This window comes from Rhodanobacter glycinis, from assembly GCF_900114325.1.
GTDB classification, from domain to species: domain Bacteria; phylum Pseudomonadota; class Gammaproteobacteria; order Xanthomonadales; family Rhodanobacteraceae; genus Rhodanobacter_A; species Rhodanobacter_A glycinis.
In genome coordinates this window covers 1-17,659 of the sequence record NZ_FOSR01000014.1, presented here as the reverse complement: position 1 = coordinate 17,659, position 17,659 = coordinate 1, and the positions used below count along the sequence as shown (strand labels likewise).

At 65.2% G+C, this 17,659-nt stretch carries 11 protein-coding genes; 9 read left to right on the top strand and 2 right to left on the bottom strand.

Annotation, left to right across the window (positions count from 1 at the left end):
* The first annotated feature begins 17 nt into the window (after positions 1–17).
* The 7 genes from BMY90_RS13610 to BMY90_RS13580 all read left to right on the top strand — a co-directional run bounded on the left by BMY90_RS13610 (position 18) and on the right by BMY90_RS13580 (position 10,949).
* Complete coding sequence (locus BMY90_RS13610; protein ID WP_175481580.1) at positions 18–1,733, top strand: methanol/ethanol family PQQ-dependent dehydrogenase; 1,716 nt, start codon at positions 18–20, stop codon at positions 1,731–1,733.
* 13 nt (positions 1,734–1,746) lie between these two features.
* Positions 1,747–2,979 (top strand): c-type cytochrome, encoded by a 1,233-nt coding sequence (locus BMY90_RS13605; RefSeq protein WP_092704792.1) that lies wholly within the window; start codon positions 1,747–1,749, stop codon positions 2,977–2,979.
* A 209-nt stretch (positions 2,980–3,188) separates the two neighbouring features.
* Positions 3,189–3,572, top strand: a complete 384-nt coding sequence (locus tag BMY90_RS13600; protein WP_092704684.1) for a DUF779 domain-containing protein — start codon at positions 3,189–3,191, stop codon at positions 3,570–3,572.
* Positions 3,573–3,670: 98 nt separating this feature from the next.
* Positions 3,671–5,626 (top strand): acetate--CoA ligase, encoded by a 1,956-nt coding sequence (acs, locus tag BMY90_RS13595; protein ID WP_092704682.1) that lies wholly within the window; start codon positions 3,671–3,673, stop codon positions 5,624–5,626.
* A 160-nt stretch (positions 5,627–5,786) separates the two neighbouring features.
* Positions 5,787–8,144 carry a TonB-dependent receptor gene (locus BMY90_RS13590; protein ID WP_175481579.1) on the top strand — a complete coding sequence of 786 codons (2,358 nt, stop codon included), beginning with the start codon at positions 5,787–5,789 and terminating at the stop codon, positions 8,142–8,144.
* 210 nt (positions 8,145–8,354) lie between these two features.
* Entirely contained in the window at positions 8,355–10,508 is a 2,154-nt protein-coding gene (locus tag BMY90_RS13585; protein ID WP_175481582.1) for a TonB-dependent receptor domain-containing protein, read from the top strand.
* A gap of 111 nt (positions 10,509–10,619) precedes the next feature.
* Complete coding sequence (locus tag BMY90_RS13580; RefSeq protein WP_175481578.1) at positions 10,620–10,949, top strand: DUF779 domain-containing protein; 330 nt, start codon at positions 10,620–10,622, stop codon at positions 10,947–10,949.
* Positions 10,950–10,994: 45 nt separating this feature from the next.
* On the opposite strand, the gene BMY90_RS13575 is transcribed toward BMY90_RS13580, so the two are convergent.
* Positions 10,995–11,789: an undecaprenyl-diphosphate phosphatase gene (locus tag BMY90_RS13575; RefSeq protein WP_092704678.1), complete on the bottom strand. Its 795-nt coding sequence runs from the start codon at positions 11,787–11,789 to the stop codon at positions 10,995–10,997.
* A 665-nt stretch (positions 11,790–12,454) separates the two neighbouring features.
* Between BMY90_RS13575 and BMY90_RS13565 the strand changes: the two genes are divergently transcribed.
* Positions 12,455–13,213: a TorF family putative porin gene (locus BMY90_RS13565; RefSeq protein WP_092704674.1), complete on the top strand. Its 759-nt coding sequence runs from the start codon at positions 12,455–12,457 to the stop codon at positions 13,211–13,213.
* Between the two features lie 182 nt (positions 13,214–13,395).
* Entirely contained in the window at positions 13,396–14,805 is a 1,410-nt protein-coding gene (gene glnA / locus BMY90_RS13560) for a type I glutamate--ammonia ligase (protein WP_092704672.1), read from the top strand.
* Positions 14,806–15,110: 305 nt separating this feature from the next.
* Here the strand turns inward: glnA and BMY90_RS13555 are convergent.
* The coding region (locus BMY90_RS13555; RefSeq protein WP_139201752.1) for an Ig-like domain-containing protein at positions 15,111–17,659 on the bottom strand (2,549 nt) is incomplete at its 5' end.

The window sequence follows — 17,659 nt, the reverse complement described above, 5'->3', positions numbered from 1 at the left end:
TGACCATGGAGACTCCGATGACTCTCTCGAAAACGCTGTGCAAGACCAGCCTGTGCCTTGCCGTCATGGCCCTCACCGGCGCGGCGTATGCCGCGACGCAGGCGGCCGCCCCCGCGTACCCGACCGTGACCAATGCAAGACTCGACAACGCCACCAGCGACAACGGCTGGCTGATGTACCGACGCGACTACAAGAGCAACGGCTATGCGCCGTTCAAGGAGATCAACACCGGCAACGTCAGTGGCCTGAAGCAGGTATGGGACTACACGAGTACCTACAAGCAGGGTCACGAAGCCCCGCCTATCGTCAATGGCGACTACATGTTCGTCACCACGCCCAAGGACGAGTTGCTGGCTTTCCAGGCGACGACCGGCAAGTTGCTGTGGAAGTACCAGCACGACCTTTCGCAGGTGGGGCTGAAGACGGTGTGCTGCGATGTCGTCAATCGTGGCGTCGCGCTGCACGGTGACGAGGTGTACATGGCGACCCTCGACAATTACGTGGTGGCGCTCGACGCGAAGACCGGCAAGGTGGAGTGGAAGAAGCAGATCATCGCGCCCGACATCGGTTACGCGATGACCCTGGCGCCGCTGGTGGTCAAGGACAAGGTGGTCGTGGGCCTGTCCGGCGGCGAGTACGGCGCTCGCGGGCGCATCGTCGCGTTGAATGCGAAGACCGGCAAAGTGGTGTGGACGAGCTACACGATTCCCGCTCCCAACCAGCCGGGTGGCGACACCTGGCCGAAAGGCGCCTACAAGACCGGTGGCGGCGGCGCGTGGCTAACCGGCACCTACGACCAGGAGACCAACACGCTGTTCTGGGGCGTCGGCAACCCCGGGCCGTGGCTGGCGACCCTGCGTCCGGGCCTGAACCTGTACACCGATTCCGTGATCGCGATGGATCCCGCGACCGGCAAGATCAAGTGGCACTACCAGTACACGCCCCATGACACCTGGGACTACGACGGCACCAACGAGACCGTGCTCACCGACATCAGCTACCAGGGCAAGTCGTACAAGGCATTGGTTTCGGCCAGCCGCAACGGCTGGTTCTACGCGATCGATCGCACCGACGGCAAGCTGATCTATGCCAAGCCATTCGTCACCGCGACCTCGGTCAACGGCATCAAGGACGGCCAGATGACCACCGACGAGGCGATGCGCCCGGCGATCGGCAAGCAGGTGTTCACCTGCCCGAGTTTCCTTGGCGGCAAGAACTGGTGGCCGATTTCGGTCGATCCGGAAACCCACATGGCTTACGTGCCGGCGATGCACACGTGCATGACCATCAGTGGTACGACGGTTTCGTACAAGGCTGGCCTGCCGTTCCTCGGCGAAACGTTCAATGTCACCGCCGACCCGAAGTTCAAGGGCCAGTGGGGGGACGTGATCGCCATCAATCTCGACACCGGTGAGCCGGCATGGCACCACCCGTCGGCGTTGCCGTGGAACGACGGCATGCTGAGCACCGCCGGTGGCCTGGTGTTCTCGGGCAGTGCGGACGGCTACCTCTATGCGTTCGATGCGAAGACCGGCAAGGTGTTGTGGAAGAGCCCGCAGATGACGTCCGGTGTCATCGGCGTACCAAGCACGTGGAAGGTCGACGGCAAGCAGTACGTGTCGCTCTGGGCGGGCTGGGGCGGTGCCACGCCGATCTGGGGCGGCGACATGGCCAAGGATCCCGCCGTCAAGCGCATCCCGCTCGGCGGCCACCTCTACGTGTTCTCACTCTGACCTGGAGCCCATGATGACCAGACAGCCATATCGCTTGCTTGTGCGTGGCGCATGGCTGGTCGCGGCTGCCACCGTACTCCTGTACGGTGGCAGTGCAGCGGCTGCCGAACTTTCCGTATGCATCGACAGCAGCAGCCCGGTCGCCGCGATCGACGCCCATCTCGCGCGCGCGATCGCCGCACACGAGCATGCGCAGTTGCGGATACATCGATTCGACAGCAGCGACGGAGACGACGCCTTCAGCCTGAAGGACTTCGGCAAGTTGACCCGCCAGGAGTGCGAACTGGTGCTGGGGTTCCCGATCGACACTGACGCGCAAGACGTGGCGCTGGGCGGCTTGCAGGCCACCTCGCCGTATGGCCACACGGGGTTCGTGTTGGTAACGCCGGGCAGCAGCAAGGTGGCGTCGCTCGGCCAGTTGCCCAAGGGCACCAGAGTGGGCGTGGCCTACCTGACCACGCCGAACATCTACTTTGCCGAACATCCCGGTCTGCAGGCGGATGTGACCCTGACGACGGATGCCGCGCTCAAGGCGCTCGCCACGCATGTTGACGGTGCGGCGATGGTGTGGAAGCCGGCCGCGACGAGATACCTGGCGGAGCAGCACCTCGACGGCCGCCTCGAAATGCACGCGTTGGACGAACCGCACGCCCGCTTCAACCTGGTGGCGCTGTACGACAAGGACCATGCCGCGGCTGCCGCCGCGTTCGAGCGTGCGATCGCGGCAATGCAGGCCTCGGGCGAGTTGCGGCGCCTGCTCGCTCCTTATGTCGAGGTCGGTGCGTTGCCCGTGTCATCGCGCGGGAGCTCGGCGATGGCGGGCCGTCCCCGCTACCACGCGCGTGCCGCCGGTGCCGGACGCCGGTGTGCGACGAAGGGCGCCGGTGCCACCGCGAAGACTTCTGCGCCCCCCGCCCTGTACACGGAGGCGCAGGCGACCGGTGGCAGGCAGAAGTTCCTCGACAACTGTGCGCAATGCCACGGCCAGGATCTCGAAGGCATGGCGGGTCCCGCGCTGAAAGGGCCGAATTTCGCCTCGGTCAAGTCCAATTTCCATGTGGGGGACATCTTCACCATCGTTACGCACAACATGCCGGCAACCCAGCCGGGAAGCCTTCCACGCCAGGATTACGTCGAAATCATGGCATTCCTGCTGCAGCAGAACGGTTATCCGGCGGGTGGCAGCACGCTGACCTACGACGAAACGATGCAGTCCAAGGTGCCGTTCATCTACCGGGGAAAATGAGCGCCAGCCTTGCTCGAGTGGAAAAAAGTACCTGAGTGCCCGCCCGCCGGCGCAATGCCGAATTGCACGGTCCCGGAATCGGATGCGATGTCCTCTTCCAATCCGCGGGACCCAGGCCGTGCTTTGCCCCGATGGCGGGATTCGGCGGGCCTGGCCGGACTCGCCAGTCTGGCTGAAGGCCCCTGCGTGAGCTTGTGAGGATCCATGTCATGTCTACGGCTGCAACCATTGCGAAAGTCTTGTCGACGCCCGCCGCCGACGCCCTGATCGAACGCCTCCGCGAAAAGCACGGCCCGGTGTTGTTCCACCAGTCCGGCGGCTGCTGCGACGGCTCCGCGCCCATGTGCTATCCGCAAGGCGATTTCATCGTCGGCGACGGGGACATGAAGCTCGGCGAGATTGCCGGGGCCTCGTTCTACATGAGCCGGGCGCAGTACGAGTACTGGAAACACACCCAGCTGATCATCGACGTGGTGGAAGGGCGCGGTGGCATGTTCTCGCTGGATAACGGCGAGGGACAGCGTTTTCTCACCCGCTCACGGCTTTTTACCGACGATGAAATCGAACGATTGCAGGAGGCGGGGCGCCTTTGAACAGGGCGCAGAAACACCGTCGCCGTCGGTCCGGCCGCCGGCTCGCATGGCTTTCGTGGACCGTCATCGGTCCGCATGAATCCGAGGAGATCCCAGCAATGAGCAAGGAATACCCCGTTCCGCCGGCATTTGCAGCCGCCGAGCAGATCAAGCCCGACACCTACGCAGGCCTTTACCGGGAATCGATCGACGACCCGGAAAAATTCTGGGCCGAAGCCGCGCGGCGGCTGGAATGGATCAAGCCGCCCACGCAGGTCAAGGACGTGTCCTTCGATCCCGCCGACCTGCATATCCGCTGGTACGCGGATGGCGTGCTCAACCCGACGGTCAGTTGCCTGGACCGGCACCTGGAGACACGCGGCGACAAGACGGCGCTGCTGTTCGAGGGCGACGACCCGGCGATCGCGCGCGCAATCACTTATCGCGAGCTGCACGCCCAGGTCTGCAAGTTCGCGAATGCCTTGCGCCAGCTTGGAGTGGGGAAAGGCGACCGCATCGCGATCTACATGCCGATGATTCCCGAAGCCTGTGTGGCCATGCTGGCTTGCGCGCGCATCGGCGCCATCCACTCGGTGGTGTTCGGCGGGTTTTCGCCGGATGCGCTGGCCGGGCGGATCGCGGACTCGAAGTGCAAGCTCGTGATCACCGCCGACGAAGGCGTGCGGGCGAACCGGAAGATTCCCCTGAAGGCCAACGTGGACGAGGCGCTGACGCGCCCGGGTACCGAAAGCATCGAAACCGTGGTGGTGGTGCGCCGTACCGGCGGCGCAGTGGCGATGCTGCCGCTGCGCGACCGCTGGTGGGATGCGCTGGTGGAAAGCCAGCCGGCGGAATGCGAGCCGGAGCCGATGAACGCCGAGGATCCACTGTTCATCCTGTACACCTCGGGTTCCACCGGCAAGCCGAAGGGCGTGCTGCACACCATCGGCGGCTACATGGTGTGGGTGTCGTACACGCATGAAGCCACCTTCGACCTGCGCGAGGACGACGTTTACTGGTGCACCGCCGATGTGGGCTGGGTCACCGGCCACAGCTACATCGTGTACGGCCCGCTGGCGAACGGCGCAACTTCCCTGGTGTTCGAGGGCGTGCCCAACTGGCCCGACGCCTCGCGCCTGTGGCAGGTCTGCGACAAGCACCAGGTGACCATCCTGTACACCGCCCCCACCGCGATCCGCGCGCTGATGCGCGAGGGCGACGGGCCGGTCAGGAAGACCTCGCGCAAGTCGCTGCGGCTGCTCGGCTCGGTTGGTGAACCGATCAACCCCGAAGCCTGGGAGTGGTACTTCAACGTGGTCGGCGAGGGCCGTTGCCCGATCGTCGACACCTGGTGGCAGACCGAAACCGGGGGCACCCTGATGTGCCCGCTACCGGGCTCGACCGTGCTGAAACCCGGTTGCGCGATGAAGCCGTTCTTCGGCATCCGGCCCGCGATCCTCGACGTCGACGGCCAGCCCATCGATGGCGAGGGTTCCGGCAACCTCGTGATCACCGATTCCTGGCCGGGGCAGATGCGCACGGTGTACGGCGACCACCAACGCTTCATCGACACCTATTTCACGATGTACCCCGGCGTCTACACCACCGGCGACGGCGCCGGGCGCGATGCCGACGGCGACTGGAAGATCACCGGACGCGTGGATGACGTCATCAACGTGTCGGGCCACCGCATCGGCACCGCCGAAATCGAAAGCGCGATGATGGCCGACGTGCGCGTGGCCGAAGCTGCCGTGGTCGGTTGCCCGCATGAGATCAAGGGCGCCACGATCTATGCCTTTGTGACGCCGAAGGAAGGTGTTGTGCCGACCGACGCGCTCAGGAAGGAGCTTGCCGCCGGCATCCGCGAGCGGATCGGTGCCTTCGCGGCACCGGAATACCTGCAATGGGCGCCCGCCTTGCCCAAGACACGCTCGGCCAAGACCATGCGCCGGATCCTGCGCAAGATCGCCGAAACCGGCAGCAACGAGGTCGACCTGGCCACGCTGGGCGACACCTCGACCCTGGCCGATCCATCCGTCGTCAAGCGCCTGTATGACGAGCGCGTGCGCTACTGACGCCGCGTCCCGGCCGCGCGGCGGGATGTCGCGATGCGGGTCGATCCACCGGTGGTGCATCGAGCGTGTCGACGCCCTGGAGGACTTTCTGCGGTTGGCCGCGGATGCCGCTTCCAGAAACGCAGGTCGATCCATCCTGGCCGAGTGGATGCGGGTGGCCATGATGGCTGTGCTGGTATCGTGCCCTGCCTTGGCGACAGCGCAGGTAAAGCAGCTTGGCGAGGTCGTGGTGATCGGCGTGACGCCACTGCCGGGCCTCAGTGTGCCGGCCTCGCAAGTCCCCCTGAACACACAGAGTGCGCAGGCCGACGACATCTCCCGGATCCACGGCCAATCACTGACGAATTTGCTGGAGGACAACTTCCAGGGCGTGAACATCACGCAGTCGCAGGGCAACCCCTGGCAGGGGAATCTGTACTTCCACGGCTTCACGTTGTCGCCGTTGCTTGGCTCGCCGTCAGGCATTTCGGTGTACGTGGACGGCGTGCGCCAGAACGAACCCTTCGCGGGAACCATGAACTGGGAGGCGATGCCGGATTTCGCGATCCGCAATGTCACGTTGATCCCCAGCTCCAACCCCCTCTACGGGCTCAATACGCTGGGTGGTGTGCTGGTCCTGCAAACCAAAAGCGGCTTCACCGATCCGGGCGGTTCGTTCGACGTGTCCGGCGGTTCGTGGGGGCGCATCCAGGTCGGTGCGGACTTCGGTGTGCATGGCGATCACTTCGCCTTCTACGCCGGAGTCGGCAGCGACTACGAGAGCGGCTGGCGCGAGTTTTCGCCGAGCCGCGTGCGCCAGGTGTTTCTGCGCGGTGACTGGCGGCCGGACGACGCAACCGACATCGCGTTGAGCTACACCGGCACGCATGCCACGTTGTACGGCACCCAGACCATCCCGGTCGAATGGGCCGGCACGCCGGAATCGGCGTTCACCTGGCCGGACTACTTCATCAACAATCTGAGCCAGCTCAATCTGCGGGGGTCGCGGCAGATCGGCTCGTCGTGGTCGCTGCAGGCCGACGCCTACCTGCGCATCTCCCAGCAGCGCGGTTTCGACAGCAATACCAACGATCATGACGACTACGACGAGGACGAAGACGGCCCGTTGAGCCATGCCGCAAACGGTCCGTTCGATACGGATTCGGTGGGCCAGTACTACAACTCGGGACTCGCGCCCGCGTACGATCCCCTCGACCCGGCCGCGACCATCAACAACGTGCCGGGCTCGAACGTGCTGAGCAATGTGCACTCGCGCGGCTACGGCGGTTCCGTCCAGGCCGTGAACCAGGGCCGGATCGGCGGGCTCGACAACCAGTTCGCACTGGGTGTGAGCCTCGATGCCAGCACCAGCCATTACGACCAGGTCGGCCAACCGGCCTACTTCCCGTACGACGTGGCGCTGCGTGGCCACACGCTGGGCCTGATCCCGTTCGGCGAAATCCCGCTCTCGACCGATGCCGCCACCGGCACGCGCAACGTCGGCGTGTATTTTCTCGATGTGCTGTCACTCGCCGATGCGGTGCAGGCGACTGTGGGCGGGCGCTACGACTACAGCCGCATCGGCATCAGTGATCTCACCGGCGAAGCTCCCGACATCAATGGCCGGAACACCTTCCATCGGTTCAATCCCAGCCTGGGATTGACCTGGGCAGTGACGCACGGCCTGGGCGCCTACATCAATTACGACGAAGGCATGCGTACGCCGACGCCGATAGAGCTTGAGTGCGCGAGTCCCGAGGCGCCATGCACGCTGCCGAACGCTTTCACCGGCGACCCGCCATTGAAGCCGGTGATTGCACATACCTTCAGCGCGGGCCTGCGCGGCGCGTTCGCCAGCGGGCATCTGCATTGGAACGTCTCGCCATACTACAGCCGGGTCAGCAACGACATCCTCACGATCTTCACCGGAGGCAGCTCGCAGGGCTATTTCGCGAACGTACCGAAGACCGTGCGCAAGGGCGTGGATGTGGGCATGGGCGGCCAGCTTGGTCGATTCGAGTGGCAAGCGAATTACGGTTTTCTCGAGGCCACCTATGGCGCGCCGTTCGAGGAGCGGAGCGGCGACAATTCGAGCGCCGACGATGACGGCGTAATACGGGTTGTCCCGGGCGACCGGTTGCCGGGCGTGCCTCGCCACACGTTCACGCTGGCGGCCAGGTACCACTTCGCGTGGAAGTGGGCTTTCGGTGGTCACGTGCGCGCGTATTCCGGCCAGTACGCGGTGGGCGACGAGAACAACCAGGACGATCACGGACAGGTGCCAGGTTACGCATTGCTGGACCTGGATATCACCTGGCAGGCGGCGCGGCACCTGTCGCTGTTCGCGAAGGTACAGAACGTGTTCGACCGGCGTTATTTCATCAGTGGGCAGTTAAGCGACAACGTGTTCGATACGCCGCAACGGCTGATCGACGCCACCGGGCCCGGCACGTCGACCCTGTTCGTCGCCCCGGGCGCGCCGCGCGGGTGTTTCGTCGGTTTGAGTTACCGGTTCGGCCTTGCGGGCGATGACGATTGACGTTGTGCGTCGGCGCGGTGGAGCGCAGATTTCGGACGGTAGGCGTCTCAGTGCAATGCGGGGAGTCAGGCGATGGACGGTGGAGCACAGGCGATGGACGGTGGAGCACAGGTGATGGATGCGGGAGCAACCGGGCATCGGCGCGATGGCGAGGTGGGCGGTGCGCAGGCGCGGCATCGTGGTGCCCCGGCGTGGCCGCGATGGCGCGGGCTGGCGCGCGCGATGGTGCTGGCGACGTGTGGCGTGGGGGGGATGGCACCGGTCGCGGCAGCCGCGCAAGTGAACAGGTCATCGCCGACGCACGAAGCCGCGAAGCCGGCAAAGCCGCGCCTGTTGCCGATCGTGGTGGTGACGGCGACGCACATCCCCGAATTGGCGTTCGACGTGCCGGCGTCGATCACCGCGGTGCAGATCGGCAGCCCGACCAGCTCCGCGCCGGGGATCAACGCCTCCGAATACCTGCGCGAGGTACCCGGCGTGCTGGCGCGCGACCGCCAGAACTACGCGCAGGACGAACAGATTTCGATCCGCGGCTTCGGTTCGCGGGCGACCTTCGGGGTGGTGGGCGTGCGCCTGTACGCCGATGGCATACCCGCGACCATGCCGGACGGGCAAGGGCAGGTTTCGAACTTCGATTTCGGTGGCGCCGAGCGCATCGAAGTGCTGCGCGGGCCGTTCTCGGCGCTGTACGGCAATTCCTCGGGCGGCGTGATCCAGATCTTCACGGCGGACGGCAGCAATCCGCCGGAAGTCCTTGGCAGCCTCGGCGGCGGCAGCTTCGGCCAATGGCACGCGGATGCCGGGGCGCGCGGCACCTACGGCGGCTTCGGCTACAACCTCGACCTTGCCGGGTTCCGTACCGAAGGCTATCGGGAGCATAGCGGCGCGAAGCGCATCAACGGCAACGTCAAGCTGGATTTCAAGGTCGGCGACGGCGGCAAGCTCACCGTGTTGCTGAATACCGTGTCGGTGCCGCTCGCGCTCGATCCGCAAGGCCTGACCTGGGCGCAGTACCAGGCGAACCCGCGCCAGGCATCGCCATCGGCGCTGCTCTACAACACGCGCAAGAGTGTCCACCAATGGCAGGGTGGCGCGCTGTACAGCCAAAAGCTCGACGCGCACCAGCGCGTGCAGGCCCTCGTCTATTACGGCCAGCGCGGCGTGCAGCAGTTCCTGTCGGTGCCGGTGGCGGCGCAGAAGAACCCGCTGAACTCGGGCGGCGTGGTGGATCTCCACACCCTCTACAAGGGCACCGATCTGCGCTGGATCTGGCAGGGCGAGCTTGCCGGCCGGCCGCTCGACTTTGCCGCGGGCGTGGCCTACGACGACGAGAACCAGCATCGCACCGGCCGCGAGAACTTCGCCGGCGACACGCTGGGCGTGGTTGGCGCACTGCGGCGCAACGAACAGGACGATGTGTACGACATCGACGAGTATGCGCAAGGCACCTGGAAATTCGCCGAGCGCTGGTCGCTGACGCTGGGAGCACGTCACAGTGTGGTGCGCTTCAGCTCCGGCGATTCCTACATCACCGGCAAGAATCCGGACGACAGCGGCCGGGTCGCGTACGGATCCACCAGCCCGGTCGCCGGCCTGCTGTTCGACGCCAGCGATGCCTGGCACCTGTATGCGTCGTTTGGCAAAGGCTTCGAGACGCCGACCTTCAGCGAGATCGGCTATCGGCCGAACGGCGAAAACGGGCTCAATTTCGGATTGCGTCCCGCCCGTTCGAGGAACGGCGAGATCGGCTCGAAGTGGAGCTTCGCCGATGGCGGCCTGCTGGACATCGCGCTGTTCGAGGCCATGACCCGCGACGAGATCGCGGTGTTGTCCAGCCTGGGCGGCCGCACCACCTACCACAACGTGGGGCGCGCCCGCCGGCGTGGTGCCGAACTGGGCCTGCGGCTCCCGTTGGGCGACGCGTGGAAGTGGAACCTCGCCTACACCCGGCTCGATGCCCACTTCCTGGACACGTTCAGCGACTGCAACACGCCTGCGACCTGCACGATACCTGCAGGCACGCGGATCCCCGGCGTTCCCCGGAACCTGCTGCATGCCTCGCTGCGCTGGGGAGGCGACAGCGGTTGGCACGCCGGGATGAGCGTGGATGCCGCGAGCGCGGTGACCGCCAATGATGCCGGCACGCTGGCGGCTCCGGGCTACGCGGTCGCCGGAATGGACGTGGGCTACGTGTGGAACAGCGCGCATTACACGATCGCGCCGTACGCACGCGTCGACAACCTGTTCAACCGCGACTACATCGGCTCGGTGATCGTCGACCAGAGGAACGGCGGCAGCTTCGAACCGGCACCCGGCCGTACGTTCTGGGTGGGCGTGAACGTGAAACTGCGCGCGGCGCGTTAGGCAGCCGACCAGTCCGCTTTGTCTACCGATACTCAGGCGCTGTCAGGGCTCGATTGATCCTTTGACGGCTCCGGCCGTTGGGTCCGCTACTGCCGGGTGGCTCGCGGCGGTATGCCCGGGATCAATACCAGCAACCGGGTTACTGGCAACCCCCCGACGACTCGGGTCCGTCACCAGCCCAACGGTTGCTGCGACGGTTCCGCGCCGATGTGTTGTCCGCAAGACGAGTTCATGACAGGCGGCCGCGACGTGCAGTTCGGCGAGATCGCCGACGCGCCGCTCGGCATGAGCTCGTCGCAGCATGAATGCTGGAAGCGTACCCAGCTCGCCATTGACACGGTGCCGGGCATGGGTGGCATGTTCCCGCTGGAGAACGGCGAGGGGGTGCTGTCCCACCGCGCTCGCGGCGGTTCGATGGCGTGGAGGTCGAGCCGGCGCTAGTTGCGGCCGGACCGGTGCCGTCCTCCATCTTCTGCTGCAGCCGGCTCAGGCGCCGGTCGGCATCAACAGCAGCAAGGCCACGCCGAGTGCGATGCGGTAAACCGCGAACGCGGTGAAACGGTGGGTGCGGATATAGCCCAGCAGCCACTTCACCGCGATGAAGGCGACGACCAGCGAAACGATGAATCCGACCGCCAGCGCGGTCCAGTCCTCGTGTACCGCACCGCCATCCTTGAACACCTTCAGCAGCTCGTAGCCGGTGGCTGCGTACATGGTGGGGATGCCGACCAGGAACGAGAATTCGGTGGCCGCTGCGCGGTTGCTGGTACCGAACAGCAGCGCGGTGAAGATGGTCGCGCCGGAACGCGAGGTGCCGGGGAAGATGCCGGCCACCATTTGCGCCACGCCGACCAGGATCGCCACCGTCCAGGTCACCTCGCTGCGATCCGGCTTCTTCGCCGCGAGCTGCTCGGCGCCGATCATCCAGAAGCCGCCGATGACCAGTGCCCACGCGATCGGGGTCACCGTCTCGGGCAGCTTGAAGCCGTAGTGGGTGACGACCAGCCCCAGCACGCAGGTAATCAGGAACGCTACCACCAGCTTGAACAGGTAGCTGCGCGTAGCCGCGTCGCGCCAGCCAGTCAGCAATTGCCAGATGCGCTTCCAGTACACCAGCGTGATCGCCAGGATCGCGCCCGCCTGGATGCCCACGTTGAACAGGTCCGAGCGCGCGCCCAGCCAGTGTTCGGCGATCAGCAGGTGGCCGGTCGAGGAAATCGGCAGGAACTCGGTGATGCCTTCGATGATGCCGAGCAGGATGACGTGGAGGATGTCGGTCACAGGGGCGCAGGTCCGTTGGAGGGTGGGCCGGCGCGATCTGACGCCGGCAAAGGGGCATAGCTTAGCGGGCCGGGGTCATCGGTGGTCAATGCGCCGAACGTTGGCGACATGGTTGGGGGCTCGTCATTCCAGCGAACGCTGGAATCCAGTGCCTTGCGCATGCCAGAGCCTTAAATGACTGGATCCCAGTGTTCGCTCACTGCTGTCAGGAATAACCCGGGCAGCGCTCCGGGACATGAAGGCGGGGTACCGTTTGCACGGGGCATGGCAAGGACACGACTCAAAATCGGCTGGCGATGACCTATCGTGGTCGTCATCCCGGCGAAGGCCGGGATCCAGTAGCGACCACGCTTGTCCGGACCATACGGCTACTGGATTCCGGCCTGCGCCGGAATGACGAGCAAGGGCGTGGTGCCGAGGCCGTCCACGATGCGGGTTTGCACCGATCCGGCGTCTTGCATTCCCCACGTTGGCGCAGGCGTCGTCGCGCTGGCCCGCGACAACCGCATCCAGGCGTGCCCGGACCGGCGGCACGCAACTTGCTGAGCCATGCATGGCGCATCGCCGATGCGCCGGACACGCTGGGCGATGGGCGGCAATCCAGCCAAATGGACGTCCATACGTCTGCTCGGCGTGTGACTTGCCTTTGCCAATGGAGACGAGCCATGCATCGATGTACAAGCGTTGCCCTTGCCCTCGCCGGCCTGCTTGCCGCGACCGCAACGCCGGTTCTGGCGATCGACACGCCGACCGGCACGCTCAGCGGCAATGTCGCCCTGACCAACGATTACCTGTTCCGCGGCATCTCGCAGACGAATCGCCATCCCGCCGTACAGGCAGGCGTCGAGTACGACCGCGCCAGTGGCTGGTATGTGGGCGCCTGGGGCAGCAACATCAGTTGGTTGTCGGACGGCTCGACGCCAGCGCAGCCGGTATCCAGCAGCGTGGAGCTGGACGCCTATGCCGGCTGGCGCGGAAATCTCGGCCGCGACTGGCATGTCGATGCCGGCCTGTACGAGTATTACTACCCGGGCAGCTACCCGCACGGTTATACCCGGCCGTACACGCTGGAAGGCTATGCCGCGCTGGGCTGGAAGACGCTGACGCTGAAATACTCGCAAACCTTCGGCAACCTGTTCGGCATCGCCGACAGCGCGCACAGTGGCTATGTGGATCTGACCTGGAGCCAGCCATTCGCACCGGGTTGGCAATTCGATGCGCATGTGGGGCACCAGGACGTGGCGCATGACGGGGCCGCGTCCTATTCCGATTGGAAGCTGGACGTGGCGCGCACGTTTGCCCACGGCTGCACGCTGACGTTGGGCTGGTACGACACCAACGCCCGCCGTCAGGTCTATAGCAATATCGCGGGTCGTTATCTGGGGCGCGGCACGTGGGTGCTGAGCCTGGCCAAGGCTTTCTGAGCCGGGTCGCGCGGGTGCAAAATGTTCAACATGGTGCAATGTGGGTGGCAAATTGCACCATGTTGGCTTAGTTTGAGCCGGCCCAGGTGCGCAATGGCCTGTTCCGGCGGACTTTTCACGTCTGGCACAGCCTTTGCTCTGTCTTGTTCCATACTGCACGTCCACCCAGCCGAGGTTTCCGCATGACTGCCCAGCAAGTACTCGACCAGATCCAGGAACACGAGGTCGAGTTCGTCGACTTCCGTTTTGCCGACATGCTCGGCAAGCATCACCACGTGACGTTCCCGGCGCACAGCATCGACGAGTCGACCTTCGAGGACGGCAAGATGTTCGACGGCTCGTCGATCACCGGCTGGAAGGGCATCAACGAGTCGGACATGATCCTGATGCCCGATCCGTCCACCGCCTATCTCGACCCGTTCAGCGCACACACCCAGCTGGTGCTGCATTGCGACGTGCTGGAGCCGAGCACCCTGCAGGCCTACGGCCGCGACCCGCGCTCGATCGCCAAGCGTGGCGAGGCTTACCTCAAGTCCACCGGCATCGCCGACACCGCCTTCTTCGGTCCGGAGCCCGAGTTCTTCATCTTCGACTCGATCCGCTGGCAGAACGACATGGGCCGCGTGTTCTACGAGATCGAATCGGAAGAGGCCTCGTGGAGCACGCGCTTCAAGTATGAAGGCGGCAACATGGGCCATCGCCCGGCGGTGAAGGGCGGTTACTTCCCGGTGTCGCCGGTGGACGTGCTGGGCGACCTGCGCGCCGACATGTGCAAGGTGCTGGAATCGCTGGGCCAGACCGTGGAAGTGCACCACCACGAAGTGGCCAACGCCGGCCAGTGCGAGATCGGCGTCAAGTTCAACACCCTGGTGCAGAAGGCCGACGAGCTGATGACGATGAAGTACGTCATCAAGAACGTGGCGCACCAGAACGGCAAGACCGTCACCTTCATGCCCAAGCCGATCGTCGGCGACAACGGCAGCGGCATGCATGTGCACCAGTCGCTGGCCAAGAACGGCGAGAATCTGTTCGCCGGCGACCTGTACGGCGGCCTCAGCCAGACCGCGCTGTGGTACATCGGCGGCATCTTCAAGCACGCCAAGGCGATCAACGCCTTCGCCAACTCCACCACCAACAGCTACAAGCGCCTGGTGCCGGGCTTCGAAGCGCCGGTGATGCTGGCCTACTCGGCGCGCAACCGCTCGGCGAGCTGCCGCATCCCGTACGTGGCCAGCCCGAAGGGCCGCCGCATCGAGGTGCGCTTCCCCGATCCGATGCAGTCCGGCTACCTCACCTTTACCGCGCTGATGATGGCCGGCCTGGACGGCATCCTGAACAAGATCGACCCGGGTGCGCCGGCCGACAAGGATCTGTACGACCTGCCGCCGGAAGAAGAGAAGAACATTCCGCAGGTCTGCGCCAGCCTCGACGCCGCACTGGAAGCGCTGGACAAGGACCGCGACTTCCTCAAGGCCGGCGACGTGTTCACCGACGACTTCATCGACGCCTACATCAGCGTGAAGATGCAGGAAGTCACCCGCTACCGCGCCAGCACGCATCCGCTGGAGTTCCAGATGTACTACGCGCTGTAAGCGCAAGCGTTGGCGTGATCATCAAGGGAAGGGCTTCGGCCCTTCCCTTTTTTGTGTGCGCCCGGCAGGGCGCACCTGCTTGGAGGTGAAAGTCCTCTACTCACCCGGCAAGGGGGAGAGTTAGCCAGAGGCAAGGGCGTTGCGGGTGACCGGACGACTGGAGGAAGCCCGAGGCAAGGCGTTGGCTTGCCATGCCAGAAGCATCGCCCGCGAGCGGGCTCCTGCAGGGAGGGCCGAATGACTCTGCCCTGACAGACCAGAGGCGCCTTGTGGCGCCCCTGGTCCATCAGACAGTAGCCGTTTGCTCAGAACTTCTTGTTGAGTCCGAAGCGGATCATCTGGCTATGGCTGTGCGGCTGCATCAGGAAGCTGTAGTCGGTGGTCAACGTGAGGCTGCGCGGCAGCTGGATATCCAGCCCCAGCCCTGCCTGCACGCTGTTGCCGTTCGCGCTGTACGGGTTGCTCAACACGTTCCACGAGCCGGCCGATGGCACGAAGGCGTAGCTGAGCGTGGTGTCGCTGGTGCCCTGGAACTCATGGCCGATCTCCAGTCGTGCCCGCGGCACCAGTACGGCGTGGGTGGTCACGATCAAGCCGCTGGTGCGCACGCCAAGCACCGCCAACGAGGTGCGTATGTTCTGGCGCCCGTAAGTCAGTGCATCGGCGACATCACCATTCTCGGCAAAGCCGTTCAGTGCCGAGTACGACCATTCCAGTCGGCCATACGGCGAGATCATCCAGCGCTGGTGGTGATATTCGTAACCCGCGGTCAGCGAGCCGAACCACTGGTTGCCGTTGCGATGACCGAGCAGATAGCTGCCATCGTTGCTGTCGCGACGGCGACTGTCGAAGCTCAGTCCGCCGCCGCCCAGCACGGCGTCGATATAGGTCTTCGCCGAAGGGGCGAAGCTGCCGTAGATCGCAGCGCTGTAGCCTCGCGCGATGCTGCGCGTGCCGTCGTTGGCCACCGTGCTCTGATCGTGGTTGTAGCCCAGGCTGATGCCGAACAGGCCTCGTTCACCCACACGCTGGTCGATGCCGGTGTTGATCGCGATGCTGTTCGCATCGAAGCCCGCGGCTTGTCGGTAACTGTCGTAGCTGCCGAAGGCGGCGGTACCGTCGATCCACGCGGCCAGCCCGTTGGGGCCACGGCTGGGCGGCGCATGTCCGCCAGAGGTGCCCGTCGAATCGGACGTCGGCATGGCGGCATCGGACATCATCATCATGTTGTCGCCGGCGCTGCCGATGCCTGGTCGCATGGTCATCGGGCCGTCCGGTTGCGTCGTGGCCGCCAGTCCGTTCGGGTGATCCGTGTCATTGCCGGGTTGCTGGCCCGGCAGACGCCCTGCTCCAGCCATCCGTGGTCCCTGCAACGGCTTGCCATTCAGGCTCATCGACAGCGTGCTGCTGAACAGTTGCTGGTTGCCGTCGTGCAGGCTTTCCAGGCGCTGGCGGATATTGTCCAGCTGGCTTTGCGCAAAGCGCTGCGCTTCCATGGCTTGCGCGTTGACCAAGCCCAGCACGTCCGGGTTCTTCGACGGGTCGGGCTGATTGCTCACCAGCACCAGCACGTCCACGGTGGCGGTGTGACCATCGGCTGCGGTCAGCAGCACCGTGATCTGGGCCAGGCCGTGGAAGCCGGCGACCGACGTGAAGGTCAACGAGGTCGGCTGGCTGATCGACACCTGCCCGGCACCGCCCGGCGAAAGGCCGAGCACGGTCGACGACACGAAGCTCCCCGGCACGATGTTGCCTAGGTTGGTCGTGACCGGCGCATTGGGCTTGGTGGTGAGGGTGACCGTGCCATCCGGTGCGCTGGCCTGGCCGGCGGCAGTCACCGTGACGGTCACCGTGGCGGCGGCCGACTGACCGAAGTGGTTGGCGATCCGGTAGGTGAAGTGATCGGTACCGGTGAAGCCTGTCGCCGGCGTATACGTGAGCTGCTCACCGCTTGCCGTGGCTTGGCCATGGGCAGGCACCTGGGCCACGCTGACCCCGGTGAACGGCGCCGGACCGGTGGCGCCCGCTGTCGCCTGGATCTGCACCGAGGCCCCGGTAGTGGTGGTGACCGACAAGGCCTGCGCCGTCGGCACGCTCAGCGGGGTCACCGTCATCGTCACCGTGGCTGGCGTCGACGTGCCGCCGGGATTGGTGGCGGTGTAGGTGAAGCTGTCCGTACCACCGTAGTAGGTCGACGACGGCGTGTAGGTTACCGTCTTGCCCGACACGCTGACCGTGCCATGTGAAGGCGCACTGGCGATGGCGACCGAGGTAATGTCGACACCGGTGATGGCACCCGAGAGATCGATGCTCGCCGGGGTGTTGTAGACAGTGGTGACATTCTTGGCCGTCACGGTCGGCGCGGCTGGCAGGCCCACCGTGATCGACACGATGGCCGGCGCTGACGTACCGCCGGGATTGGTGGCGGTGTAGGTAAAGCTATCGCTACCGCCGTAATAGCTGGACGAAGGCGTATAGGTCACCGTCTTGCCGGATACGCTGACGGTACCGTGCGTCGGTGCGGTGCCGATGGTGACGCCGGTGATATCGACGCCGGTGATGGAGCCAGTGAGGTCGATCGTGGCGGCGGTGTTGTAAGCCGTGCTGATCGACTTCGCAGCAACGGTCGGAGCTGCCGGCACACCCACGGTGATCGTCACCGTCGCCGGGCTGGACGTGCCGCCGGGATTGGTCGCGGTGTAGGTGAAGCTGTCCGTGCCACCGTAGTACGTCGCACTCGGCGTGTACGTCACCACCTTGCCCGACACACTCACCGTGCCGTGCGTCGGTGCGGTGCCGATGGTCACCGCCGTGATGTCCACGCCGGTGATCGAACCGGACAGATCGATGCTCG